General features: G+C 45.3%; 22 protein-coding genes. 13 read left to right on the plus strand and 9 right to left on the minus strand.

Translation table 11 applies throughout. The features are described from left to right. The first annotated feature begins 8 nt into the window (after positions 1–8). Together HFV01_RS06465 and HFV01_RS06470 are read left to right on the plus strand one after the other, a co-directional pair. Entirely contained in the window at positions 9–1,259 is a 1,251-nt protein-coding gene (locus HFV01_RS06465; protein ID WP_006668416.1) for a S1 family peptidase, read from the plus strand. Between the two features lie 87 nt (positions 1,260–1,346). After that, a complete protein-coding gene (locus tag HFV01_RS06470; RefSeq protein ID WP_006668417.1) occupies positions 1,347–2,417 on the plus strand; it encodes a hybrid sensor histidine kinase/response regulator in 1,071 nt (356 codons plus the stop codon). A 71-nt stretch (positions 2,418–2,488) separates the two neighbouring features. On the opposite strand, the gene HFV01_RS06475 is transcribed toward HFV01_RS06470, so the two are convergent. Continuing rightward, positions 2,489–2,956, minus strand: coding sequence for a Tic20 family protein (locus HFV01_RS06475; RefSeq protein ID WP_006624283.1), 468 nt, complete (start codon positions 2,954–2,956; stop codon positions 2,489–2,491). Positions 2,957–3,116: 160 nt separating this feature from the next. After that, the gene (locus HFV01_RS06480) at positions 3,117–3,311 is read right to left on the minus strand and encodes a hypothetical protein (RefSeq protein WP_006624285.1); all 195 of its coding nucleotides are present in this window, start codon (positions 3,309–3,311) and stop codon (positions 3,117–3,119) included. A 298-nt stretch (positions 3,312–3,609) separates the two neighbouring features. On the opposite strand from HFV01_RS06480, the gene glyA reads away from it, so the two are divergent. From glyA to HFV01_RS06510, 6 genes are all read left to right on the plus strand, one after another. Then, positions 3,610–4,893, plus strand: coding sequence for a serine hydroxymethyltransferase (gene glyA / locus HFV01_RS06485; protein WP_006624286.1), 1,284 nt, complete (start codon positions 3,610–3,612; stop codon positions 4,891–4,893). 141 nt (positions 4,894–5,034) lie between these two features. Further along, a complete protein-coding gene (locus HFV01_RS06490; RefSeq protein ID WP_006624288.1) occupies positions 5,035–6,102 on the plus strand; it encodes a glycosyltransferase family 4 protein in 1,068 nt (355 codons plus the stop codon). A 31-nt stretch (positions 6,103–6,133) separates the two neighbouring features. Beyond that, positions 6,134–7,378, plus strand: a complete 1,245-nt coding sequence (locus tag HFV01_RS06495) for a competence/damage-inducible protein A (RefSeq protein ID WP_193520921.1) — start codon at positions 6,134–6,136, stop codon at positions 7,376–7,378. 231 nt (positions 7,379–7,609) lie between these two features. Beyond that, positions 7,610–7,747 (plus strand): hypothetical protein, encoded by a 138-nt coding sequence (locus tag HFV01_RS06500; protein ID WP_006624290.1) that lies wholly within the window; start codon positions 7,610–7,612, stop codon positions 7,745–7,747. Positions 7,748–7,788: 41 nt separating this feature from the next. Next, positions 7,789–8,229 carry a type II 3-dehydroquinate dehydratase gene (gene aroQ, locus HFV01_RS06505; RefSeq protein WP_006624291.1) on the plus strand — a complete coding sequence of 147 codons (441 nt, stop codon included), beginning with the start codon at positions 7,789–7,791 and terminating at the stop codon, positions 8,227–8,229. A gap of 16 nt (positions 8,230–8,245) precedes the next feature. After that, positions 8,246–9,070, plus strand: coding sequence for a hypothetical protein (locus HFV01_RS06510; protein ID WP_008052607.1), 825 nt, complete (start codon positions 8,246–8,248; stop codon positions 9,068–9,070). A gap of 220 nt (positions 9,071–9,290) precedes the next feature. Here HFV01_RS06510 and HFV01_RS06515 read toward each other — a convergent pair whose 3' ends face one another. After that, positions 9,291–9,527 carry a hypothetical protein gene (locus HFV01_RS06515; RefSeq protein WP_006624294.1) on the minus strand — a complete coding sequence of 79 codons (237 nt, stop codon included), beginning with the start codon at positions 9,525–9,527 and terminating at the stop codon, positions 9,291–9,293. A gap of 36 nt (positions 9,528–9,563) precedes the next feature. Beyond that, on the minus strand, positions 9,564–9,710 hold the full coding sequence (locus HFV01_RS06520; protein ID WP_006624295.1) for a hypothetical protein: 147 nt from the start codon (positions 9,708–9,710) through the stop codon (positions 9,564–9,566). A gap of 898 nt (positions 9,711–10,608) precedes the next feature. Here HFV01_RS06520 and HFV01_RS06525 point away from each other — a divergent pair. The 3 genes from HFV01_RS06525 (at position 10,609) to leuS (ending at position 16,124) form a co-directional block, all read left to right on the plus strand. Continuing rightward, positions 10,609–13,122 carry an HD family phosphohydrolase gene (locus tag HFV01_RS06525; protein ID WP_193520922.1) on the plus strand — a complete coding sequence of 838 codons (2,514 nt, stop codon included), beginning with the start codon at positions 10,609–10,611 and terminating at the stop codon, positions 13,120–13,122. A 14-nt stretch (positions 13,123–13,136) separates the two neighbouring features. After that, complete coding sequence (locus tag HFV01_RS06530) at positions 13,137–13,427, plus strand: hypothetical protein (protein WP_006624299.1); 291 nt, start codon at positions 13,137–13,139, stop codon at positions 13,425–13,427. Positions 13,428–13,544: 117 nt separating this feature from the next. After that, the gene (gene leuS / locus HFV01_RS06535) at positions 13,545–16,124 is read left to right on the plus strand and encodes a leucine--tRNA ligase (protein ID WP_008052602.1); all 2,580 of its coding nucleotides are present in this window, start codon (positions 13,545–13,547) and stop codon (positions 16,122–16,124) included. Between the two features lie 264 nt (positions 16,125–16,388). Here leuS and HFV01_RS06540 read toward each other — a convergent pair whose 3' ends face one another. From HFV01_RS06540 to HFV01_RS06550, 3 genes are all read right to left on the minus strand, one after another. Further along, positions 16,389–16,865, minus strand: a complete 477-nt coding sequence (locus HFV01_RS06540; protein ID WP_006624302.1) for a hypothetical protein — start codon at positions 16,863–16,865, stop codon at positions 16,389–16,391. Between the two features lie 53 nt (positions 16,866–16,918). Beyond that, positions 16,919–17,725 carry a nickel/cobalt transporter gene (locus tag HFV01_RS06545; RefSeq protein ID WP_006624303.1) on the minus strand — a complete coding sequence of 269 codons (807 nt, stop codon included), beginning with the start codon at positions 17,723–17,725 and terminating at the stop codon, positions 16,919–16,921. Between the two features lie 228 nt (positions 17,726–17,953). Next, positions 17,954–19,462: a DUF3370 domain-containing protein gene (locus HFV01_RS06550; RefSeq protein ID WP_006668425.1), complete on the minus strand. Its 1,509-nt coding sequence runs from the start codon at positions 19,460–19,462 to the stop codon at positions 17,954–17,956. A 39-nt stretch (positions 19,463–19,501) separates the two neighbouring features. On the opposite strand from HFV01_RS06550, the gene alaS reads away from it, so the two are divergent. Next, entirely contained in the window at positions 19,502–22,132 is a 2,631-nt protein-coding gene (gene alaS, locus HFV01_RS06555) for an alanine--tRNA ligase (RefSeq protein WP_193520923.1), read from the plus strand. 155 nt (positions 22,133–22,287) lie between these two features. After that, entirely contained in the window at positions 22,288–23,445 is a 1,158-nt protein-coding gene (locus tag HFV01_RS06560) for an AAA family ATPase (RefSeq protein ID WP_006624306.1), read from the plus strand. A 130-nt stretch (positions 23,446–23,575) separates the two neighbouring features. Here the strand turns inward: HFV01_RS06560 and HFV01_RS06565 are convergent, their stop codons facing one another. Both HFV01_RS06565 and crn3 read right to left on the minus strand, forming a co-directional pair. Further along, positions 23,576–24,505: an RluA family pseudouridine synthase gene (locus tag HFV01_RS06565; protein WP_193520924.1), complete on the minus strand. Its 930-nt coding sequence runs from the start codon at positions 24,503–24,505 to the stop codon at positions 23,576–23,578. Between the two features lie 188 nt (positions 24,506–24,693). Then, on the minus strand, positions 24,694–25,623 hold the full coding sequence (gene crn3, locus HFV01_RS06570; RefSeq protein ID WP_006624309.1) for a CRISPR-associated ring nuclease Crn3/Csx3: 930 nt from the start codon (positions 25,621–25,623) through the stop codon (positions 24,694–24,696). Positions 25,624–25,638: the final 15 nt, after the last annotated feature.

Here is a 25,638-nt window from a genome sequence, read left to right on the forward strand (position 1 = left end):
TGACAAAAATGCGATCGCTTACTCAAAATCTACTACTGTTAGCCGGAGTCTCCCTATTAGCGACTCTAGCGCCCGCCGCCCTGGCTGCACTTTCCCCCGCAGAAATCAACTCCATCGCCAGCCAAACCACCGTATTAATTGCGCCAGAATTGCGACCGGAACTCATCGAAGCCCTAGAAAATAACTACAGAAATCCCCTAGCCAGCCAAAACAACCCCGATGGCGTATGGCATCCCGGCTCTGGTGTCATTATCGCCCGCGAAGGTAATCGCCACTATGTTCTGACTGTTAGCCACAACTTCCGACAGCGAGACCTAAATGCTGGAATCTCTTACGGTATCCGCACCAGTGACGGTAAAGTTCATATAGTCCAACAACCCAACGATGGGCGAGGCTGTCCCCTCAACGGTTCTCCCACCCCAGGAAATTTAATGAGATTTGGCTGTTATTCCATCAGCCTACCCACGAGAGTAGACGGACCGGATCTAGCCGTAGTAGTATTTGAAAGCGATCATCACTATCCTGTAGCCCCTTCCGCGACCGAAAACTCCCTCAATGTGGGCGACCCTATTTATGTTTCCGGCTGGCCTGACCCCGAAAAAGAAAGAGATGCCACCACCGGACGCTGTCTCGGGAGAGCAGCCCGTCGCCAAAGACGATTTACCTGGGGACCGGTTACGGGAGTAGTTAACCCCGCCAGCAGCGAAAACGGTTATAGCATTTTTTACTTAGACAATACCCGTCCGGGAATGAGTGGCGGTCCTGTATTTGACAACCAAGGTCGCGTGGTCGGCGTTCACGGTCGCGGTTCCGCTGGGAAAGCCCAACTGGTCAATCGATTCTGTTCGGTTAGTAATGCCCCCAACGCCCAAGCCTTTGAGTCGGGGGATTTTGCGATCGAAGGTCAAGGAACCGGACGCGCAGACCCAGAGGCTCTACGAACCCGCTTTAGTAGCGGTCAAGCCTTTAATAATTTTATCGGCTTAATTCGCCGCACGGGTTTAAATCTATCATTTAATACCAATCCTCCACCGCCCCAAATGATTCAATTCGCCTTGACCGCCATTCCCGCCGGAAGTAGCACGGGAACGGTAGATTTTGCGATCGGATCTGTTCCTGTTGGCAGTTTTGATGACCCTCAAGATGTAATTCCTAACATTTATGATAGTTACAGTTCTTTTGAGGGATTAGGTTCTCGACTGCGAGATACACCGTCTGGCGGTTGCGATAGTCTACTTTTGGGAGAGCCTTGTTGGTAAATGTATGTTATAATAGCCCAAATTAGACTGGCTCCCGTGTCTTGGTAGTTGCGACAACTACTGGGATATCATCTGAAAAGTTAACTTATGACATCTTCCTTGCCATCTATTCTGATTGTAGATGATGACCCCGATAATTTTGATGTAATCGAAACTTTATTATCAGACCAAAATTATCAGTTGCATTATACATCTAATGGGACTCGGGCGATCGCCTCCTTGGATATACTGCAACCCAATTTAATTTTACTCGATGTCATGATGCCCGACATGGATGGCCAGCAAGTTTGTCGCGCTATTAAAGACATTCGCAAATGGCAAACTTTACCCATTATTATGGTCACCGCCTTAGACAGTAAAGAAGACCTCGCCCGCTGCTTAGAAACCGGGGCTGATGATTTTATTAGTAAACCCATTAATCGGGTGGAACTCGTTGCTAGAGTTAACTCTATGTTGCGGATAAAGTCTCAATATGATGACCTGGAAGCTATTCTAAAATCCCGCGAAGATATGGTTAATATGATAGTTCATGACCTGCGGAATCCTTTAATGAGTTTATTATTTAGCCTATATCTTTTACAGAGGACAGAACTTCCCCATAAAATTGAAGATAAAATTGGTAAATGCTTACTCTCCGCCCAACGTTTACAAGCGTTAATCAACGACTTGGTAATCATGGGGAAAATGGAAAACCGACACATTGAGTTAAATTTGGCGGATGTTGATCTGTGTACTACTATTCAATCCACTGTGGAAAATTTCCAGGTTATCGCCACTCAAAAAAATATCCAACTTATTTGTCAACTTCCCGCGCCTGGTGGTACAATTAGAGTGGATGAGGCACTATTTACACGAGTTTTAGATAACTTACTTTCCAACGCCACGAAATTCTCACCCCGTCATAGTGAAATTATTATTAATGCTGATTATCTTACCCCCAAAGGTGCTAGGGTCCAAGTAGTTGATTTTGGTCCGGGAGTCCCGGAGGAATTTAGAGCGAGTATTTTTAATAAATATGACATCGGTAAAATAGTTAAAAATGTCTCTCAAATTGGCTTGGGATTGGCTTTTTGTAAAATGGTTGTTGAAGCACACGGCGGACACATTAGAGTTATCCCTAACCAACCACAAGGCAGTATTTTTGAGATTACTATATAATAGTTATTTCCGACTGTCGGAAAACAAGGGCAGCCCCTAAGACCGCCCCCAGATATTAACAGTTGGTAATTTTAGCGAACCTGCATATAAACGGCATCGGATATAGTCGGAATTTCTGCATACTGTCCCCGGATAGATTGGACAATACCATAACTAACAGAGGCTAAAACACCCAAGAAAATCATATTAAACAGAGTTTCTTGGATAAACCCTTGCAATGGGATAATCCCCAAAATCAGACTACAGCCCAAAATGATAATATTCAACAAAATCGACTGCATGGCATTAAATCTGATAAAGTGGGGGATATTTTCGTTACGCACCACCAGCAGATACAGCAAGAAAAAGACAATCAGACCCGCAAAAGGAATAGACTGAAAAATTGCCATTAGGGGAGCTACGGGAATCAAAATAATCTGTAGTATGGGAAATTGAGTTAATAAAAATCTGCCGAACTGTACTCCATACATCAAGGGTAGCATATAGGGCAAACAAGCAAAAATGCGATCGCGAACAGTCGTTGTCCCACGCCAATTCATAGTCAGCTCTCCTGTTAACCAAAAAAAGTCGATACTCCCAGGATAACGCAGTGACGACGGAATATGGCTCAACTACCAATTTAGATTTCACAGAGACAGCCCCCGTTATAGCCAAACCTAACGGGAGTATGAATAGCGATCGCTCAACCCACGCCGCCAGTTAAATATTAGCAATGCGGAATCCCATCTGACACTCATACTGACCGGGTTGATTATCTCCGGGTTTACGGATCAGATGACCACAACTGAGATGGTCGCCACGCCATCGGGGTTGACCGCTATGGTCGGCGAGTAAACACCCCTGACACACTTGATGGCTTTCAATAATTTGGTTTTCCATGACCATGACTAACATAATCCTCCCTCCCCGCGATTGCTGAAGCCCTATCCCCATTATATTTTGAGATTCGTTAAGACCCCAGGATTGATGCACAACTTAACATGGCCATTAATATCAGGTTGTGTCACGGGATACATCCAATGATCAGATTTTGTTGGCTGGGGTGGAAATATCAACTGGCGGCGGCCAGATTTTTCTGGGTTAAATGTATCTGGGGGCAGTAAGCGGGTTATGATGGTGAATTTGGGGCGCACTTTCAAGCGATCGCTCCATAGTACCAAAACCTAAGAACTCTGAAAGGGGAATTTATACAGTGAGTGACACCAACCTAGACCAATTAGCCCAAAGTGATCCAACGGTAACAGAACTCATCGGACAGGAATTACAGCGTCAACGGGAACACCTGGAACTAATCGCCAGCGAAAACTTTACCTCCGCCGCCGTTTTAGCCGCCCAAGGGTCAGTCCTCACCAACAAATATGCGGAAGGACTCCCCAAAAAACGCTACTATGGCGGTTGCGAATTTATCGATCAAATCGAGCAAATAGCCATCGATCGCGCTTGTCAGCTCTTTGATGCTACCCATGCGAACGTTCAACCCCATTCAGGCGCTCAAGCTAATTTTGCCGTGTTCCTGGCTCTCCTACAGCCGGGAGATACAATCATGGGGATGGATCTATCCCACGGGGGACATTTAACCCACGGTTCCCCGGTCAATGTGTCGGGTAAATGGTTTAATGTTTGCCACTATGGAGTCAGTCCAGAAACGGAAACCTTGGACTATGACAAGATTTTGGAACTGGCTAAACAACATCAACCCAAACTGATGATTTGTGGCTATTCCGCCTATCCCCGGATTATTGAATTTGACAAATTCCGAGCGATCGCCGATGAGGTGGGAGCATATCTCCTAGCGGACATCGCCCATATTGCGGGACTGGTCGCCACAGGTCATCACCCCAACCCATTACCCCATTGTCACGTGGTCACCACCACCACCCATAAAACTCTGCGGGGACCTAGGGGGGGGTTAATCCTTACCCGTGACCCAGAATTGGGCAAAAAACTAGATAAAGCGGTTTTCCCCGGTACTCAAGGCGGACCCCTGGAGCACGTGATTGCTGGTAAAGCGGTCGCCTTTGGGGAAGCACTAAAACCGGAATTTAAAACCTACTCAACCGAAGTGATCGCCAATGCTCAAGCGTTAGCTAACTGCTTACAGCAACGGGGCTTAAAAATTGTTTCTGGTGGTACAGACAACCATCTGATGTTGGTGGATTTGCGATCGGTGAAAATGACCGGAAAAATTGCCGATCGCTTGATGAGTGAAATCAACATCACCGCCAATAAAAACACAGTCCCCTTTGACCCAGAATCACCCTTTGTCACCAGTGGTCTGCGGTTAGGTTCTCCAGCCATGACCACCAGAGGGATGGGAATTTCAGAATTTATGGAAATCGGTAATATTATCGCCGATCGCCTATTAAATCCTGATGATGACACAGTGACAGCCGACTGTCGCGCGCGCGTCGCCCAACTTTGCGATCGCTTCCCCCTATATCCCCATCTACAAATCAAAGTTCCCGCACTGACTTAATCAGTTTCTGGGTCTGATGGGTGCCAAAATAACCAACAATACCCCCATCTTTTAAAGGGAGACTGTGATCAGGCGGTTCAAAATATAGTAGACTCACCCTGAACTAGCTTTTAGCACCCATCCCAAAAAAACTTTGATCAGATGCCCTATCCTTTTTATCATCTGCTGGCTTTTGTAATTTCTACCGTCGTGGTCCTGTGGAGTACACCGATAGTCAAAAATATCGGGCTGAAAAGTGGACGAGTAGATTTACCCTGCGATCGCAAAGTGCATAAGCGTCCTATGGTTCGCTTGGGGGGAGTTTCTATCTTCATCGGTACACTCATCGCACTACTATTAGTTTGGTGCTTGGGTGGTTTTATCGGCGCAGATGGTCAGCCCCTCCCCCCTAAACAAGAATTTGAAATTTTAGGGGTCGCTATAGGCGCTATAGCATTCTTTCTCATTGGCTTGGGAGACGATTTATTTGGTCTGTCTCCCTTAACTCGATTAATCTTACAAACAGCGATCGCCAGTTCAGTCTGGTGGGTCGGAGTCCGCATTGAATTTCTGAGTATCCCCTACTTTGGCGGCTTAATACATATCGGCTGGTTAAGTTTACCCGTCACCGTCCTTTGGTTAGTGGGAATGACTAATGCTATAAATTGGATTGACGGTCTCGACGGTCTCGCTGCTGGAGTTTCCGGTATTGCAGCCGTGGTGATGTTAATCGCATCTCTATATATGAATCAACCCGCCGCCGCCCTCATTGCCGCCGCCCTAGCTGGGGGGTGTCTGGGATTTCTCCGATATAATTTTAACCCCGCTCAGATTTTTATGGGCGATGGCGGTTCCTATTTTATGGGGTTTACCTTGGCTGGTGTCGGAGTTATTGGTTTAGTTAAAACTACCGCCGTAACCTCTGTTTTACTACCCTATCTAATTCTAGCTGTGCCGATTTTGGATATGTCAGCAGTTATTATTGAACGATTACGACATGGAAAATCTCCCTTTGCTGCTGATAACCGCCATCTGCATCACCGACTACTAAAAGCGGGTTTATCTCAAAGGTTAACCGTTCTCTTTATCTATACTCTCACCCTATGGGTAGGGAGTTTGGCTCTGGCTTTCTCCGGTTTTCCCAGTGGTTTGGTCTATGCTTGGGGGGCTACCGGATTGTTGGGTTATACCAGTTGGAAAGCCGTAAAGCGTGCCAAATCATCAAGTTAATAATCTCTGACGATTTTTCATCATCAAATATATGACGGCTGAAATTATTTGTGTGGGGACAGAATTACTCCTGGGTAACATTACTAATACTAATGCCCAATTTCTGGGAGAACAATTAGCCGAACTTGGTATTCCTCACTATTATCAAACTGTGGTGGGAGATAACCCAGAACGTCTCAAAAAAGCGATCGCGATCGCCTCGGAAAGATCACAACTCCTAATTTTTACCGGAGGCTTGGGACCGACTCCCGACGACCTGACGGTAGAAACCATTGCCGACTTTTTCCAGACCCCCCTGATTGAAAAACCAGAAATCATCCAAGATATTGCCCAAAAATTCGCCAGCCGTGGGCGAGAAATGTCTCCCAGTAACCGCAAACAAGCCCTAATTCCCCAAGGGGCAGACATCCTCTACAATCCTATTGGTAGCGCTCCGGGGATTATTTGGCAACCAAAAGGCGATCGCCTCACCATCCTAACATTCCCCGGAGTTCCCGCCGAAATGAAACGAATGTGGGTAGAAATCGCCATTCCCTACCTACGGCTACAAGGCTGGTGTTCTCAGACCATCTACAGCTGCATCCTCAAATTTTGGGGCATTACCGAATCAGCATTAGCCGAACAAGTAGCCCCCTTCCTAGACCTACAAAATCCCACAGTAGCCCCCTATGCTAATTATGGCGAAGTCAAACTGCGAATTTCCGCCTGTGCCGAATCTGCCACCCGCGCCGCCGCACTTATTGAACCAATCGTAACCCAATTAAGACAAATTGCCGGATTAAACTGTTATGGTGCGGATGATGACACCCTCGCCTCCGTGGTCGGTCAGCATTTGCGACAAACACAACAGACCCTGAGTGTAGCTGAATCCTGCACCGGCGGCGGTTTGGGTAAAATGATTACCGAAATTTCTGGCAGTTCCCAATATTTCTTAGGTGGAGTTATCGCATACGATAACCGCATCAAACACCAACTCCTGGGAGTTAATGCCACCGACTTAGAGCAATTGGGGGCAGTATCCGCTACAGTTGCCGAACAAATGGCTCTGGGAGTGCGATCGCTCCTCCAAACCGACTGGGGACTATCCATAACCGGAATTGCTGGACCATCAGGAGGTACAGACAGCAAACCCGTCGGATTAGTATACATCGGACTAGCCCAACCCGACGGAACCGCCACCGTCCAAGAATTTCGTTTCGGGGACCAGCGAGAACGCTCCTGGATTCAACGAGCCAGCGCCTGTAGCGCCCTAGACCTACTCCGCCGCCAATTTTAACCTGATCATCTTGCCAAATTCTATGAAGATTTGTTATGATTAAATCAGTGCTGGGCAACTAGCTAATCTTAGGGTATGTCAGTTTTGCTAACAGTAGGCACTGAAGGCTAATAGTCTGTCTACCCATTTCGTGTAGGAGCAGTTCCGAAATTGCTACTACCCTAAAATCAAAGAAATTGCGGGTTGGAGTTAGATTAGCCTGCGAATTTGTAAAAAGGAGCCATTTTTGCAATGGAATACATTGAAAAGGTACTGGAGAAACTCCGGGAATGGGCGCGGGATCTAATCGAAGCATTATTAGGTCCAGAAGCACAACCGGAAGCGGAACCAGTTCCTGTCCCAGTAAGAGATTTTCCTCGCCAGAGATAGTAGTAAATCAGTCTAAAGTCAACTGCTGAGGTATTAAGAAATTGTTAAGTATTCTGGTGCTGCATGGTCCTAACCTAAACCTCTTAGGTCAGCGGGAACCGGGTATCTATGGCAAAGCCACTTTAGATGACATTAACCAACTGCTAACACAGGAGGCAGCATCATTAGGGGCTGAGGTTGTGGCTAGGCAGTCTAATCACGAGGGAGTCTTGGTCGATGCCATTCACTCAGCATTAGATCACCATCATGGCTTGCTGATCAATGCAGGAGCCTATACTCATACCAGTATTGCTATTAGGGACGCTATATCAGCAGTCAAAATTCCCACTGTTGAGGTTCACCTGAGTAATATTTACACCCGCGAACCCTTTAGGCATCATTCCTATATAGCCCCGATCGCGATCGGTCAGATTAGCGGTTTTGGGGCTGATAGTTATTGTTTAGGTTTGAGAGCATTGGTAAACTATCTGCGATCGCCCTAAAACCCAAACCTTCCACATGGAACACCCATTATTAGCAAAGTTCCAAGGCGCTTTGCTAGGCGCGGCTTGCGGTAGTTATCTCAGTCATCACCCACCCGAACCGGACTGGGTGGGTTTAACTATGGCTTTCACCGCCAGTCTCATTGAGCATCAAGGCTTAGATTTAGACCATTGGGGTCAAATTTGGCAAAAAAGCTGCCAGCGCCCCCCAGATAGCCCACCAAACCCCGATGAAGCGGCTTTAATTGCCTTCCCTGTAGCTCTATTTTTCCATGAAAACCGACCCCTCCAGCAACAGCAATTAAAACAATTAGCCGAAATATGGTCTGAGAGTGATGGCAGTCTGGAAAGGGAAGCCACAATGTTAGTGATGGGTGAAATCATAGCCCAAATCATGGCAACAGCAAGGGATAATCGCCCCATAATACCGAGGATATTAGAAAACCTATCCACCAACAACACCAGGGTTGAGCAGCAACTGTCTCAGGTGCAAATAGCCCTAGCTGAATCAATGACGCTGATACAAACACAGGCGCATTTGTCGAGTTTTCCTCATTCCAGCCTAGCCCTAGGATTGTACTGTTTTCTGAGTACACCTGAGCAACCCCTATTAACCCTAAAGCGTTCATCCCAAGTTAATTCAAGGTCTGCACTGACAACCATCATCAGTGGTATATTATCGGGAGCCTATAATACTCTGTTAGGCATTCCTGTCGGTTGGAGAATCAACCATCAAACTCCCCACCCCCCAGCGGAAATCTCTATGCTTGACCTAGGAGAAAAATTATTTAAAATTTGGTCTGGGGTTGATCCATGCGCCCTGGACAGTGCTTTAATTTAACAGGTCCACAATATGGCGGGGGTTATCTAGCGATCGAAAGGCGATCGCATTATTCTCCATAGTCTTAGATCAGGGGTTTTGCTTCTGGAAGTTTGCCGATCCGATATTTGGTGGCAATTTCCCAGACGGTGGGACTGCTAACCATAATGTAATGGTTGGGGTTACGAATTGTGGTCATTGAAAAGCCACCAGAGGAGGATATGAGTATCAACGAGATAGCTTATTCCCATCGCTGCAATTCTTCTTCTGGTAAAGGTTCAAAAAATGCGTCTGAGAGTTCTCCGGTGAGTAAACCAGGGCGGCGCGGTTCCGCTTCGTTATCGGTCACAGTGGCAGATTTTTCTGGATTTAAACCCAAACGGAAATAGTGAATTAGGTCATAAATTTCGGTGAGTTTGTCTTCGGGAATAGCTTGTAATTCTTGGATGATTTTTTCAATTAACATAAATTCTGCCATATTCCATGGTTAGATTAACTAGAAATATCCCAAATTTTAGGCGGCGGTGTCCTCGTTACTGGCAGCCATTTCTTTAGCCTTTTCGCTGGTGAGATTTTTCTGGGTGTTGGGTTTCGTCCCATAACTCATCCAAGCTGAGGGCGTGGGAGTAACTTTACCCCAGCCACACTCTACACACTGCACATATGTTGTCCCCACCTGAGAACATTGCCCGGATCAATACATTGAAACTGCCGAACAGAACCATTGACTATTCCAAAAGTTAGACTCAGACCTGTTCTATATTTGGCATAGGTAACAGCACTGACATCGCCACAATTGCTGATTATTTGGTGCGATAGAGAGTTAAGCATTTGAGGAGAATTTAATATATCATCCGCCCACTCAAATTGTCGTGGATGAAAGGGGTATCCACCTAACTTAACTACTAGATGAGCCAATCGACCGGAAGGAAAAGCCCGCCACCTTTCTCTAACGTCCCTAACTTCAAAGTTAACAACGATATTCCGACGATTTTGAATAGTGGTCCTAACGTTTATTACTGCATTACGACAAGAATTAGACTGTGCAAAAGATGGCAATTGACTGCCAAAAAGCAGACTTATACTACAAAAGAGAACGGTGATTGATTGTTTCATAAAAAACTCCTATCCGTGATGGCGGCGAGGGTGGTAAAGGTTTCTTAGGAGGTTTGGGGGGTGGCTATGGTCTCAAGGCGGGGGTTCCCGGCGGATAGATTCTGGCTTTGACTCCCTTGTGAATAAACTCGATCGCACCATTAGCACTATAATACCATCAGAGGATAGGTGATTGTCGATTTTCCGGGCAAGTCGCCCCTCAATTCCCGCCGCCAATCTATGTATCCCGACACTCAAAAAAGGGGGTGGTTCGCGGGACTTATACCCGTCCGAACAAAACACAAGTTAAAATAACAAATACTGCCCGCCGCTAGGCAGAAAAGGGGCGGATTCGAGGGGTCTAGGACCTAAATAACTACTGGTGCGGAAATATGACTCATCCCAATTGAGGAATATCGCGCCGGGGATTTAGGTTAAATTTAAATTGTGCCGGATAGGTTTGTATGGATAGGTTTGAGTCAATCACCCGACAGATTGAAAGGCTTCGGAGTCATACTCGCCATTTATCATCGCGAGGAGGGACTGCTGAAGTGGTAAATCAGGGTACAAATAAGCAAAAATCTAGTGCGATCGCATTGAATAACTCAGAAACTGCGGCGGGAAACGGTAACGGTTCCCCGACCCGGAAAAGGCGATCGTCTCAAATCGGTTATCCCCTCCTGTGGGTAATAGCAATTAGCACCCTCACAGGTGTCATGGGGGTTCGCTTTTATAACCAACCCAGATTATCAGTCGGCAGATATGCTCCCGAATCCTTTATCGCTCCGGCTGATGCTACTATTGAAGACATAAAAACCACCGAAGAAAAGCGCCGAGCCGCTCAGATGGGGGAGATATCCGTTCTGGTTATCGATCCGACTATTGACCGGGAAATTCTGCAAAACCTGGAATCAGTATTTGATCAAATTAACACCATTCGAGAATTAGCTGGACCCCTTCCCTATGTTAACACTGGCATTGTCTCCACAGATGTCCAGAGCCATATTCGCCAGCTACCACAACGACAATGGCAAGAGTTGATTACCAAAGTTAATCAGACCCCTAGTTTAGAAACCACCGACGAACCGGAAACCGTCACGGTCGATAAATCTAATATCCAAAAGTTTAAGAGTAAATTGGAGCAGGAAAGACAGCAACGTAAGGCTTATTTACAACTGTCTCAATACCGCAACCGAGTTGACGAGGAAGTTTTTTCAGATTTAATCTCGGAAATCTCAAATGCTCGTCGCAGCTATGCCCAAGCGGTTGATTTACTCTCCGAACAACAGACCTCAGAAGCTAGAGAGCTATATGATAGCACTGTATTAAACTGGTCTGATCAACTATGGCAAGAGACCCAATTTAGCATTTTACAGATAGCTAGACAAATGCTATCCCAAGGTATCGCTCTAGGTTTACCTAATGACATTATCAGACAAGCTGCCAGTCTCCATATTAACGGTGTAATTCCCCCAGAATCCCAAGGCTTTGCTAATACAGTTTTAACCAGATATCTCCGACCTAATTTGATTAAAGATCCCGTAGCTACCCGACGACGAGCTGAATTAGCTGCCCAAAAAGTTGAAACTGTGATGGTGAATGTCAATCAAGGTGATGTGATTATCCAAGAAGGTGAGACGATCACTCAGCGAGAATTTGTCATCCTTGACTATTTTGGGAAGAGTGAACGGGGGATTAATTGGAGAGGCTTAATGGGGTTTGTCTGCTTAGTGACAGTCTCGATTGTGATTGTGCTTGTAGTACAAAGAAAATTCCGTCCGGGTTTGCGACGACGAGATTATATTCTCTTATTGATACTAAGTCTCAGCACTCCGGTGTTATTACTGTTAAAAATACCAGCTACGAATTTGCCAGCGGTGGGGTTATTAATCGGGAGTTTTTATGGCTCTGCAGTCGGTGTGACTGTGGTAACTCTCCTATCAATAATGCTTCCCATTGGTATGGAAATTGAGACCATTTCCCTGGTGGCTAGTGCCGCTGGTGGTCTGGTGGGTAGTTTAATGGCTGGAAAGTTGCGATCGCGTGAAGAATTAGCCCTCCTAGGTGGGGCGGTAGGTATAACTCAAGGGCTAGTTTATTTAATCGCTACCCTGATGGTAAGTTCTACGGCTACGGTGATTTTTCATGTGCTGCTGGGGGCGGTCACTCTCAAAGTTTTGGAAGGTTTGGCTTGGAGTATTGTCGCTTTAGGATTAAGCCCCTATTTAGAGCACGTTTTTGACCTAATTACACCCATACGACTAGCAGAATTAGCTAATCCGAATCGCCCCCTACTGAAAAGATTAGCCACAGAAGCTCCTGGCACTTTTCAGCATACCATGTTTGTGGCTAGTTTAGCAGAAGCCGCCGCCAGTCACCTAGGCTGTAATGTGGAACTGGTACGGACGGGAACCCTTTACCATGATATTGGTAAAATGCACGACCCCCTAGGATTTATTGAAAATCAGATGGGTGGTCCGAATAAACATGATGAAATTGACGACCCCACAGAAAGCGCTCGCATTATTAAAAAGCACGTCAGCGAGGGTTTAGTTATGGCTCGTAAATGTCGCTTACCTAAAGCTATTCAGGCTTTTATCCCCGAACATCAGGGACAAATGTTGATTGCTTATTTTTACTATGCAGCCCAACAAAAAGCCAAAGAAGATAATAGCATTGTAGTTAAGGAAGAAGATTTCCGCTATGATGGACCTATCCCCCAATCTAAGGAAACTGGTATTGTCATGTTAGCAGATTCCTGTGAGGCGGCATTGCGATCGCTTAAAGATGCCACCCACGAAGAAGCCTTACAAATGGTTAATAAAATTCTGCGCGCTCGGTGGCAAGATAATCAATTAGTAGATTCGGGATTAACACGGGAAGACATGGCAAAAATTGCCGAAATTTTCGTCCGGGTCTGGGAACAAGTTAACCATAAACGTATCGCTTACCCCAAAGGTGTTTTCTCATCAAGATAATGGATAATTGACAAATGTTTTCCCAAGTTTATTATTTACTCTGCTCTCAAAAAGATGGTCAATATGTAGCCGCTCATCCTAACCCGGATTTACCCGAAAGCTATGTGCTGCTATTTGCCGAACATTTTGAAGCCCTTAGCTACCTGAACCAACATGGCGCAGAAGTTAGCGATCGCTTTACCGTTGAATCTATCTCAGGTTCTCAAATCCAAAGCATTGTTCAACGTTGGGGATTTTCTGGCTTGGGGATGGTCAAAGACCCCCTGATTCCCACCATTGAATTTTTATCCATTCAACCGGGATAATAATAACCGCTCCCTGGGGTATTTCCTCTAACTGCATTTCACAGATGCCATCTAGCCCTCAATGTGCAAAAATAATCCCAGAGAGTTCTATGATCATCAACAGCGCGGAGTTAAACTGTGGAGTCCCGATATAATCCTGCATCCATCGAACAGAAGTGGCAAAACACATGGGCTGAACAGGGGTTGTACCAAACCCATCAAGACCCCAATAAACCCAAATTTTATGCCCTATCCATGTTTCCCTACCCATCGGGAAGCCTGCACATGGGTCATGTGCGTAATTACACCATCACCGATGTAATCGCGCGACTGAAGCGGATGCAAGGATATCGCGTCCTACACCCCATGGGATGGGATGCCTTTGGACTACCAGCCGAAAATGCAGCCATTGATCGCGGTATCCCTCCCCAAACCTGGACTTATCAAAACATCGCCCAAATGCGCGAACAACTCCAACGGCTGGGATTTTCCATTGATTGGGATGCTGAAGTAACCACCTGTTCGCCGGAATATTATCGCTGGACTCAGTGGATTTTTCTGCAATTTTTCCAAGCCGGACTCGCCTACCAAAAAGAATCGGCGGTTAACTGGGACCCCATCGACCAAACCGTATTAGCTAACGAACAAGTAGATAATGAGGGGCGTTCCTGGCGTTCTGGTGCCATAGTAGAACGGAAATTATTGCGCCAGTGGTTCCTCAAAATTACCGACTACGCCGAAGAACTCCTCAATGACCTGGAAAAACTCCCCGGTTGGCCAGAACGAGTGAAACTAATGCAGGCTAACTGGATTGGTAAATCTGTGGGGGCGCGTTTAGATTTCCCCATTGTGGGAGTTGATGATCAAATCTCTGTGTTTACCACCCGTCCTGATACGGTCTATGGGGTGACTTACGTTGTTCTCGCCCCAGAACATCCCTTAGTCGCCCAAGTTACCACAAAAGACCGCAAAGCTGAGGTAGAAGCCTTTATTAAACAAGTGACGGCTGAAAGCGAAATGGAACGCACCGCTGAGGATAAACCCAAGCGCGGCATTCCCACGGGTGGAAAAGCTATCAATCCTTTTACTAAAAAAGAGGTTCCTATTTGGATTGCGGATTATGTCCTCTATGAATACGGAACTGGCGCGGTGATGGGGGTTCCCGCCCATGATGTCAGAGATTTTGCCTTTGCTACTCAATACAATTTACCCATTCGCCAGGTGATTGTTCCTGATGATGCTGATAACGATAATGACCCGGATGATGAGGTGAAGCAAGCCTACACGGAACCGGGAATTATGGTAGACTCAGGACCTTTTAGCGGCGAACACTCTAGCCACGGTAAACAGGCGGTGATTGAGTATGCGGAAGATGAAGGCTATGGGGAAGGAAGGGTTCAATATCGCCTCCGGGATTGGTTGATTTCTCGTCAACGCTATTGGGGTTGTCCGATTCCGATTATTCATTGTCCTGACTGTGGGGCGGTTCCGGTTCCTGATGGGGATTTACCTGTGAAATTGCCGCAAAATGTGGAATTTAGCGGCCGTGGTCCGTCTCCGTTGGCAACTTTGGAAGATTGGGTTAATGTTCCCTGTCCTAGTTGTGGCACGCCAGCCAAGCGGGAAACTGACACTATGGATACGTTTATTGATTCTTCCTGGTATTTCCTGCGCTATCCTGATGCTCAAAATGCTGACCAGGTTTTTGATGTGGCTCAGACTAATGATTGGATGCCTGTTGATCAGTATGTGGGGGGGATTGAACACGCGATTCTACATTTGTTGTATTCTCGCTTTTTTACCAAGGTATTACGCGATCGCAATTTATTAAAGTTTGATGAACCTTTCCAACGGTTATTAACTCAGGGGATGGTGCAGGGGATTACTTACAAAAACCCGAAAACTGGTAAATATATCCCCCCGAATCTAGTTAACACCAATGAACCCAAAGACCCGGAAACAGGCGATCGCTTGCAGGTTTTCTTTGAGAAAATGTCGAAATCCAAATATAATGGAGTTGATCCATTATTGGTAATGGAAAAATATGGCGCAGACACCGCCCGTATGTTTATCCTCTTTAAAGCACCCCCAGAAAAGGATTTAGAATGGGATGATGCTGATGTCGAAGGACAATTTAGATTCCTGAATCGGGTATGGCGGTTAGTTACCGAATTTGCGGCTAATCACTCGGTTAGTAGTACCAAATCAACTACTGGGAATCTGAATAAAGCCGAAAAAGACCTGCGCCGCGCTATCCATAATGCTATTAAAGAAGTTACCGAGGATTTAGAGGGGGATTACCAATTTAATACAGCCGTATCGGAAATGATGAAATTGAGTAACGCCCTATCTGATAACAGCAAAATTCAAGACTCCCCCATTTATCAGGAAGGAATCGAGACTCTGTTAAAACTTCTGGCTCCTTTTAGTCCCCATATTACTGAGGATTTGTGGCATCAAATTGGTCATAGTGATTCAGTTCATCTACAGTCTTGGCCGACATTTGACCCCAGTGCTTTAGTGGTGGATGAAATCACCTTAGTAATTCAAATCAATGGTAAAACTCGCGGCACTATTCAGGTGGCTAGTGGGGCGGATAAGTCTACTTTGGAACAACTAGCCAAAGACTCAGAAATTGCTCAACGACACCTGGAGGGTAAGCAACTACGCAAGGTGATTGTTGTACCTGGTAAGTTAGTCAATTTTGTGGTCGGTTAATTTACCATTTAACGATTTGGGTAGGGTGCGTCCAAACCCGGCTATATGAATCCTCACCGAATAACTATCGGCTGACGCACCTTCAATCAATTATCGGGTGTTCAGGATAATTCTCTAATCATGATTTGGGTAGGGTGCGTCCAAACCCGGCTATATAAATCCTCACCGAATAACTATCGGCTGACGCACCTTCAATCAATTATCGGGTGTTCAGGATAATTCTCGGTGTCTGACGCACCCTACGGGAACTAGGGTAGCTGGGGGTTAAAAGCGGATTTTGTTTTTCATAAAATGCCCGAAAAGTCCGAAACAAAGGGCAATTTCTGCGACAATGATTTGATCACCAAAATGGTGATGGCGTTGGGGGGAATGATAATGAACTTGGCTGATAGCATTTAAGTCAATAATGCGATCGCTGATGGGAATCATCAACTTATCCCAGTGGCTACCTTCGCCAATTTCTACAGCCCAACTACCCATGACTGAGTAATCAGGTTCAAACAAAAATAAACCGTTTTCGTCTGTTATTCCTTTGGTCTCGGGCAAATTGGAGTCGGCGGGAGGATGCACGACTACATCGGCATTATAAAAGGCTTCTCCGGTACTAAATACGGCCTCGATTTCTAGGGCTTCCCCTTGTAGATGATAGTTGGTGAGGACACTATGGGCTAAGGCATCTCCGGGAAAACCTAGGAGACTAATAAAAATGGCGATCGCTACTACAAACTGTTTAAATTTCATCGGCTTTGGAGAATACTAAAATTGACTAATTGGCACTACTGATATCGGTCGTTTTAGGCGAAAGAGTGGGCTGAGATAAATGTTAAACCCATGCCAATCAAAACGACAAAGAAGGCACTTACAATAGATAACTTCTGCAAAATCATCTGATTTTCTGGGAACTTTTCCAGCCACTGACCAGCATAAACGGCTACTAAGCCTAAACTGACTAGGACTAATGCTAACCCTAAACTAAAACTGCCCACTAGAAATAATCCATAGACGATCTGGTGTAGGGCTACTGCACTTAATAACAGAACAAGTGCTGTAGGGCAAGGAACTAACCCGCCAGCAATCCCTAATTTAATCAGAGATGATACACTACTTGAGGTGTGACTGTGGCTGTGGCTGTGACCGTGGCTGTGACCGTGTCTGTGGCTGTGACTGTGACCGTGGCTGTGACTGTGGCTGTGACTGTGACTGTGGCTGTGGCTGTGGGAATTTAATCTTTTTCTGAGTAGGTCTAAGCCAATGAGACAAATGGCGAATCCACTGAAACCACTCAGTAGGGGATACAATTGTTCTGGTAAGATATATTGGGAAGCAAATAGGGCGATCGCACCTAAGACAAAAACACTGAGGGTATGGGTGGCTGTGGTGGTGACTCCTAGTAAAATGGCTTGTTGTGGGGTTCCCTTACTGCCGATTAAATAGGCACTTACTAGGGTTTTACCATGTCCTGGGGATAGGGCATGAATTGCACCTAGACCAAAGGCAATGGCTACCCCTACCAGAATTGTAGTTAAATTCGGATCGGCTGTAAGCAGATTCACCAAATCGGCGCTATGGTTGAGATGGGCGAAAATTAGATTTGCTCTCATGTTAACAGTGATATGCTATAGGTCTGATTTGACGGTTAAGTTGATATTACGACAATAGCCAATTATAAGCTGTCGTTGATGGATATGGGGAAAAGTTGCAGGGTGAGTTTTGGTTGATGACTTGTGATTATGATTGATTTGCCCTAATAGTGCGGTTGATTTTTGGGCAGTTTGATAAGTCTCATGGGTGAGGATTTACAGGTGATTAAATAACGGAGATTTACGGGACTATTTTAAGGTTCTGATAGTCACCACCTGGGGAGGTGTAGCATCTGGGGGATAGCGGAAATCTAACCGAACTAAACGGGTTTCTTGTGGCTTCAGCTTGAGAGTTAGTAGGGGTTCAAGAATTTGTCCGCGACGATGCCATAAATGCAGATATTTAGTATTTTCCACAGAGCGATCGTCGTGATATTGTAGGCGGACGGTGCCGCGAAAATAGGGGAAATCCCAGGGAGGCTGTCGGAACATCAACCCGCCTTGGGATAGGTTTTCTTCCTTTTGAGGAGTTTCTAAAGTAATGGTGACTACCTGTTGAGTATCTGTAGGATTAAACAGGGGAGTAGTTAGATCATAATGAACGCCATAATTACCATGGGATTGATAAGCAGTATCAGGATAGCGAACGGCTAATTCGGCGGCTTGAATTTGACGGGTTCCCAAGGTGCCGCTTCGGATGGTACTAATCACATAAGAAATGGCTTTTCCGGCTTCAGGAATAGTTAGGTAGTTAGCGGCTTCATCAACTAAATCGGCTTGCCATTTAGAACCCTTTTGTACTCCAGCGACTCGACTATAAACTAACTGACCAGTAGTTTGTTCGGGTGGAGTTGGTAAGCGATCGCGAGGCTGTGCTAAACTGCCATTATACAGGAGATTTTGCCATTCTTGTAATTCTGGCGATCGCTCCTTACCATCAGGGGAAATCTTGGCATACATTGCCAAACTTGCCACATACAGATGAGAAGGAGTGGGAACAGTGCCACTGGTGGTACAATTGAGGCGCATAAAAGTCGATCGCCCATTGACCGGACGTTCCAAGCCTTTAACCGGAATTGGATGATTTAACAACATCCGCATTTCGCCGGGGGGAATTTCTAACTGAGAGGGAAAATCGGCTAGTCGGGTTCCCCGCATCACCGCATCAACGGCGCGAATACCGGGTCCTGAATAGACATTTCCCAGGGAATTATCAGCCATGGGCGGTTTCTCCTGAAAAGGGGCATCAGGTTCCAACAAATAACTCGCCACCGCCGGAATATGCAGCCTCACAGGCTCGTTATGGGGGTTGTAGACCAAAATACCTATATAGAGGGTTTTGGACTCTGGTGGCGTATGTACGAAGTGATGGGCGAACAATTCAAACTCACCCCCCAGAGGATAATCAAGATGGGCTTCTGGGACAGCCTTACCATGAGGGGGAAATGTGGATAGCAAAATTCCCTCCTGCTTCACCCACTCCGGGCTGTTACTATTAAACATTGGGATATCGTCCAAAGCGCCGGGGAGAGGTCGCACTTCCCCCGGTTGAATGGCGACTGAATGTTCCCTTTGGGCTTTCAGAGCAGCCAATAGGGGGTTTTTAGGGGACTTCCAGGCTAGTAATTGGGTAGTTACCTGGCTTTTCACCGGAACTACCACGGACACCCGAAACAAGATCCCCGCCAAACCGCCGCCTAAAGCTGCGAGTGCGACAATGCAAATAGAGGTGATGAGATTGAAAACTCGATCCTTCATTGATCCTGAGATTTTAGAGTTCCAAATTGTTAATTGATTATGTCCTATTCACCACAATTCCTCAGCGGGAGCGAAATTCGTCAGAAATTCCTCAATTTCTACGCCGAACGTCAGCATAAAATTATGCCTAGCGCTTCTTTGGTCCCAGAAGATCCTACCGTCCTGCTAACTATCGCGGGAATGCTACAGTTTAAACCCATATTTCTAGGACAGCGACCCCGGGAAGTTAACCGCGCCACTACGTCCCAGAAATGTATCCGCACCAATGATATCGAAAATGTAGGACGCACCGCCCGCCATCATACTTTTTTTGAGATGTTGGGTAATTTTAGCTTTGGAGACTATTTTAAAGAACAAGCGATCGCTTGGGGTTGGGAAATTTCTACCGAGGTATTCGGACTGCCGCCAGAACGTTTAATTGTTAGTGTATTTGAGGAGGACGACGAAGCCTTTGCGATTTGGCGAGATCAAATTGGTATCCCCCCCCACCGCATTCAACGTATGGGTGAAGAAGATAACTTCTGGAAATCTGGACCGACGGGACCCTGTGGCCCCTGTTCGGAGATTTATTATGATTTCCACCCAGAAAAGGGGGATGACCATATCGACTTGGAAGATGATAGCCGATTTATTGAATTTTACAACCTGGTTTTTATGCAATATAACCGGGATGCTGATGGCAACCTGACCCCTTTACAAAATCAGAATATTGACACGGGTATGGGGTTGGAAAGAATGGCGCAAATTCTGCAATGTGTGCCGAACAACTATGAAACTGATCTGATTTTCCCGATTATTAAAACGGCGGCGGATCTGGCGGGTATTGATTACGCTAAAAGTGATGATAAAACTAAGGTTTCTCTCAAGGTGATAGGGGACCATCTGCGGGCGGTGGTTCATCTGATTGCTGATGGGGTGACTGCTTCTAATGTGGGGCGAGGTTATATTCTGCGGCGCTTAATTCGCCGGGTGGTACGTCATGGGCGCTTGATTGGTATCACCGGAGAATTTACTACCAAGGTGGCGGAAACGGCGATTGGTTTATCGGAAGATGTTTACCCGAATACCCGCGAACGGGAAAGGGTGATTAAGGGGGAATTGCAACGGGAAGAATCGCGGTTTTTGGAGACTTTGGAAAGAGGAGAAAAACTGCTGGCTGAATTGTTGGCAAAACAGCCGGATCAAATTTCTGGTCAGGATGCTTTTGTTCTCTATGATACCTATGGATTTCCCCTAGAATTAACTCAGGAAATAGCTGAGGAAAATGGGTTAACTGTTGATGTGGATGGTTTTGAGGCGGAAATGTCTGCCCAAAGAAAGCGATCGCAAGCCGCCCATGAAACTATTGATTTAACTGTTCAGGGTAGTTTGGATAAGTTGGCAGAACAGATCCACCCAACGACATTTTTGGGCTATGATTTCCCGGACTCTGAAGCGACGGTGGAAGCGGTTTTAATTGCTGGTAAATCGGTGACGGAAGCGGTGGCGGGAAGTGAGGTGCAAATTGTGCTTGACCAAACTCCTTTTTATGGGGAGTCTGGGGGACAAATTGGCGATCGCGGTTATTTGACTACTTCTGATGTGATTGTCCGGGTTGATGATGTGAAAAAAGATTCGGATATTTTTATTCACTTTGGTAGGGTGGAAAGGGGAACTTTAACTGCGGGAATTACTGTGAATGCACGCATTGACCGCGCTTGTCGTCGTCGCGCGCAGGCTAATCATACGGCTACCCATTTATTGCAAGCGGCACTAAAATTAATTGTTGATCCGGGTATTTCTCAGGCGGGTTCTTTGGTGGCTTTTGACCGCCTACGATTTGATTTTAACTGTCCTCGTGCTTTGACAACTGAGGAGTTACAACAGGTGGAAAATCAGGTGAATAGTTGGATCGCTGAAGCACACCCAGCCACGGTGACACAAATGGCTTTAGAGGAGGCTAAAAATAAGGGGGCGATCGCTATGTTTGGGGAAAAATATGCGGCGGTGGTGCGGGTGGTTGATTACCCGGGTGTATCTATGGAGTTGTGCGGCGGAACTCATGTTACTAATACGGCGGAAATTGGATTATTTAAGATAGTTTCGGAAACCGGAATTGCGGCGGGTATTCGGCGCATTGAAGCTGTCGCGGGACAGTCGGTTTTGGATTATTTGAATGTCCGAGATGCGGTGGTTAAAGAATTAGGCGATCGCTTGAAAGCTAAACCGGAGGAATTGCCAGAACGCTTCACTAATTTACAAGCGGAATTAAAAACGACTCAGAAACAGTTGGAAGCTGTGAAAGCTGAGTTGGCTATAGCACAATCTGACCAATTATTATCTACTGCTGAAAGGGTGGGAGATTTGCCAATTCTGGTGGCGGAACTTCCCGGAGTTGATGGAGAGTCCCTGAAAACGGCGGCGGAACGTTTACAGCAGAAATTAGGCGAAAGTGCGGTGGTTTTGGGGTCTGTAAGTGATGGTAAGGTTAGCCTGGTGGCGGCTTTTAGTCCGGTGGTAATTAAGGATAAGAAGTTGCAGGCTGGTAAGTTTATTGGTGCGATCGCTAAATTATGCGGCGGTGGCGGCGGTGGTCGTCCGAATTTAGCCCAAGCTGGCGGACGCGACCCTAGTAAATTACCCGAGGCTTTATCAACAGCAAAATCTCAGCTAATTGACGCATTGAAATAGTTAGTAAATCAGGTGGGTATTTTACCCACCTTTTTTGATACCTAGGCTATAATTATGGCTACAGGTTCAACGAATAATGAATCCAGATAATTAATTAAGTGCCTAGATTTATGTTATAATTGGCTGCTGCCATAATTTACCGATAACGTCAAACTATGAAAATCAATCAACTACAATATTACGATGAAGAATATCAATGGAGGCTGGCACCCATAGATTTATTAGAAAATTGTAACCTACTGGTGGGGGTGTCTGGTGCTGGGAAAACCAGAATCTTAAAATCTATCTATAGTTTAAAAGCCATAGCCAATGGTGCGTCTTTAAATGGCGTTAGCTGGAGTGTTAATTTTTCTACCAAAGATAATCATCAATATCTGTGGTCTGGTAAATTTGAAACCAAAGAAAATTTAACCCTTATTGATAGTGATTCTGAGAAAAAAAACCCGGCTAGAATTCTCGAAGAAACTCTCCAATTAAATGGAGATATCATTGTCAATAGAACGCCAGAAAACATAATTTTTCAGGGTTCAAAAACCCCTAAGTTATCGCCTTTTGAGAGCGTTATAGAATTATTAAAAGAAGAAGATATTATTATTCCAATTAAACAAGAACTAGACAAAATTATAATTACTGATTCAGCACGTGATTTTGATAAAATCTGGAGATTACCAGTCTCTGTATTTAGAAAGCATGAAAATGCCTCTTTGTCAGTTATTAAAGGAAGTGATTTACCTATTTTTATTAAATTGGCTATTGTTTATAGAATACTTCCCCAAGAGTTTGCCAAAATCAAAACAACTTTTATCAGTATCTTTAATAATGTCGAAGATATCAAAGTAGAAACTTTAAAAGATGAGGATATTCCTATGGCATTATCCCGATTATTACAAGAGGCGACGATGGTTAGTATCAAGGAAAAAGGGGTAGACAAATGGATTGATAATATTTCATCAGGAATGTTTAAAACTTTGATGTATATCAGTGAATTATATTTATCTCCTAATGATGGCGTGATTCTGATTGATGAATTTGAGAATAGTTTAGGAGTTAATTGCATTGAACAGGTCACGGAGTTAATTTTAACCGATAGACAATCTCAATTTATTCTGACCAGCCATCACCCTTATATCATTAATAATATCAGTCCTGCTTATTGGAAAATAGTCACTCGTAAAGGGGGTTTAGTCACCGTGAAAAGTGCCAAAGATTTTCATATCCCAGAATCGAGACAAAAGGCTTTTATTGATTTAATTAATGTCCTTAAAGATGACGAACTGGCAAATAATAATAATTATCATCTCATAAGTTCATAAGCCTAATTGATAATTAATTTGGGTCTGGGGGCGGGTTTAGCAATATGGTCGCTGGGAAATTTAATTGACTGTGGAACCCGCCCCTACGGGATAAATGCTAGTTTTTGTGAAATGATTAAAACCCAAATATCTACATAGGTGGATATTCGGTAGATAATTCCTGGGGTGGGGTAGCGGTTAGATGGAGATTTGCGCCAGTTTGAGGATGTTGGAAACTCAGAGAATAAGCGTGTAAATAATATCCACAATCTCCCGGAAATGTGCTATGATTGTTTGAGGTTGGGTCGGGTATGCGTGGCTTTCCGCCAATGGTATAAAGAGGATCTCCCACTAGGGGAAATCCGGCGGCGGCGAGGTGAATGCGAATTTGATGGGGTCTACCTGTCAGAATGGTTACTTGTACGATCATTTTATCGGTGTCTCGCTTAATTACTTGACAGTGACTTTCGGCGGATAATCCGGTTTCTGTCGCGCCGTAAATATACCCGATAATCGGATGGGGAATTTTGCCGATCGCACAATTAATACTAAAATAATCCCTAGGACTACAACCTTCAGCTAAGGCTAAATAAACCTTAGTAATTTGTCGGTGGCGCATTTGTTGGGTTAAATGCGATCGCCCTAAGGTAGACCTCGCCAATAGCACCAGTCCTGATGTTCCCCTACCTAAGCGATGAATTGGTATCGGTGTATCCTGGGGATATTCCCTTTGTAATTGTCGCAGTAGGGTATGTTCCAAAAAACCGCCACCAGGTATCACTGGAAGTCCTGACGGTTTAGCAACTACTAAAATATCTGCATCCTCATAAATTACCTGGAAAGATAGGGGAACATCTGGTTCACTCCACGGGGGTCGATGATAGGCGAGTTGCTGTCCGGCTTGAAGTTCTATTTCTGCTGTCGCTGGCTTTCCATCTAACCAAATCTGCTGCTTATTAATGCGATCGCACCATTCATTTCTACTGGAATGGGTATATCGCTTGCTATAGTAATCCAAGACAGTTAATCCGGCGCTAAGGCGATCGACTTTTTCCCGATAAATCCAACCTGAATTTAACAATTAACTCTCTTCTCAAGACATGAGATTAAATCTATCACCAAATCACCAATTTGTCAACCCATGACCATCACATATCACCTGGGGGAAACTCTCCCTAACAGGTAAATTTCCCCCTCAACATACTAGATGATTACACCAAATTTTATACATGAGATAACCTTCGATTAATTGGTGAATTAAAGTAGACTTTACTGCGGTTTGTTTAGGAGTGTTTTTACCTGCTCTAGTAAAACTGTGGGAATTTGGCAAATACCCCCTTGTTCCAGTACACCCCAAGTCATTTCTAGCCAAGGTTCCCGTTTATGGATTACTTCCTCTATTTCCAAAGAACTATGCAGAACCGTCAGACATTTGAGATTACCGCGATCGCGACAAAATTCATGCCACGGGGCAATTTCTTCTGGCTTAGAACTAATGATTAAATAATGAGTACAGGCTTCTAGTAACGGTACTTTTTCCGTCTGTACTTGACCACCTACATCTACCACAACTAAAGTTTTTTGACGACGTAGATTAAGGATAGCTTGACTATGATGCTGGAAAAAATTATCAGTTATCCCACCTTTATAAGCAAGTTTATAGGCTTCGCGATCGCTTGATTTTGTCATCTCCCCTAACTCCAAAATCCAGTTACCTTCACCATCCCAGTGAGCCCTCTGTAAATATATGTCAGAATACTCAGTTAATAGGGTGCGGAATAGTGCGTGGGACAGGACAGATTTACCGCTGTCAGGTGGTCCTACAATCATCATGGCTGGACACAAACGCGGGGGTAAATTTTCCTGTACATCGATAGATAAAACCTGTCCGACCTGAGTTTGGCGGGAGTGGGTGGCAACTACCACCGCACCTAAGCGCGGATCGTAGCAAGCCACCCAAGCAGCCGGGTGTAGTTCATGAATTAGATAGCCATAAAGCCAGATCGGACCACGCCCGGAAATAACTATACCACCTTTATAGTCAATGTGGGCAGGTAAATTCTGGTCTCTCAAATCTTCCGGGGAGATTAGGCGGTCTTTAGTTACCAATTCAATAGACAGAATCTGATAACTTAACCCTTGTACAGACCGGGATTGACTTAAAGTTAATTTAATCGCTGGTTCAGCAGACTGGGGCATTTTTTTTAACCGACA

Origin of the sequence: Limnospira fusiformis SAG 85.79, from assembly GCF_012516315.1 — a bacterium.
Lineage (GTDB): Bacteria > Cyanobacteriota > Cyanobacteriia > Cyanobacteriales > Microcoleaceae > Limnospira > Limnospira fusiformis.

What these genes read in the sequence shown, in the direction of transcription:
- HFV01_RS06465 (WP_006668416.1), top strand. Translation starts at nt 9, where the DNA reads ATGCGATCGCTTACTCAAAATCTACTACTGTTAGCCGGAGTCTCCCTA.
- HFV01_RS06470 (WP_006668417.1), top strand. Translation starts at nt 1,347, where the DNA reads ATGACATCTTCCTTGCCATCTATTCTGATTGTAGATGATGACCCCGAT.
- HFV01_RS06475 (WP_006624283.1), bottom strand. Translation starts at nt 2,956, where the DNA reads ATGAATTGGCGTGGGACAACGACTGTTCGCGATCGCATTTTTGCTTGT.
- HFV01_RS06480 (WP_006624285.1), bottom strand. Translation starts at nt 3,311, where the DNA reads ATGTTAGTCATGGTCATGGAAAACCAAATTATTGAAAGCCATCAAGTG.
- HFV01_RS06490 (WP_006624288.1), top strand. Translation starts at nt 5,035, where the DNA reads ATGCCCTATCCTTTTTATCATCTGCTGGCTTTTGTAATTTCTACCGTC.
- HFV01_RS06495 (WP_193520921.1), top strand. Translation starts at nt 6,134, where the DNA reads ATGACGGCTGAAATTATTTGTGTGGGGACAGAATTACTCCTGGGTAAC.
- HFV01_RS06500 (WP_006624290.1), top strand. Translation starts at nt 7,610, where the DNA reads ATGGAATACATTGAAAAGGTACTGGAGAAACTCCGGGAATGGGCGCGG.
- HFV01_RS06510 (WP_008052607.1), top strand. Translation starts at nt 8,246, where the DNA reads ATGGAACACCCATTATTAGCAAAGTTCCAAGGCGCTTTGCTAGGCGCG.
- HFV01_RS06515 (WP_006624294.1), bottom strand. Translation starts at nt 9,527, where the DNA reads ATGGCAGAATTTATGTTAATTGAAAAAATCATCCAAGAATTACAAGCT.
- HFV01_RS06525 (WP_193520922.1), top strand. Translation starts at nt 10,609, where the DNA reads ATGGATAGGTTTGAGTCAATCACCCGACAGATTGAAAGGCTTCGGAGT.
- HFV01_RS06530 (WP_006624299.1), top strand. Translation starts at nt 13,137, where the DNA reads ATGTTTTCCCAAGTTTATTATTTACTCTGCTCTCAAAAAGATGGTCAA.
- HFV01_RS06540 (WP_006624302.1), bottom strand. Translation starts at nt 16,865, where the DNA reads ATGAAATTTAAACAGTTTGTAGTAGCGATCGCCATTTTTATTAGTCTC.
- HFV01_RS06545 (WP_006624303.1), bottom strand. Translation starts at nt 17,725, where the DNA reads ATGAGAGCAAATCTAATTTTCGCCCATCTCAACCATAGCGCCGATTTG.
- HFV01_RS06550 (WP_006668425.1), bottom strand. Translation starts at nt 19,462, where the DNA reads ATGAAGGATCGAGTTTTCAATCTCATCACCTCTATTTGCATTGTCGCA.
- alaS (WP_193520923.1), top strand. Translation starts at nt 19,502, where the DNA reads ATGTCCTATTCACCACAATTCCTCAGCGGGAGCGAAATTCGTCAGAAA.
- HFV01_RS06560 (WP_006624306.1), top strand. Translation starts at nt 22,288, where the DNA reads ATGAAAATCAATCAACTACAATATTACGATGAAGAATATCAATGGAGG.
- crn3 (WP_006624309.1), bottom strand. Translation starts at nt 25,623, where the DNA reads ATGCCCCAGTCTGCTGAACCAGCGATTAAATTAACTTTAAGTCAATCC.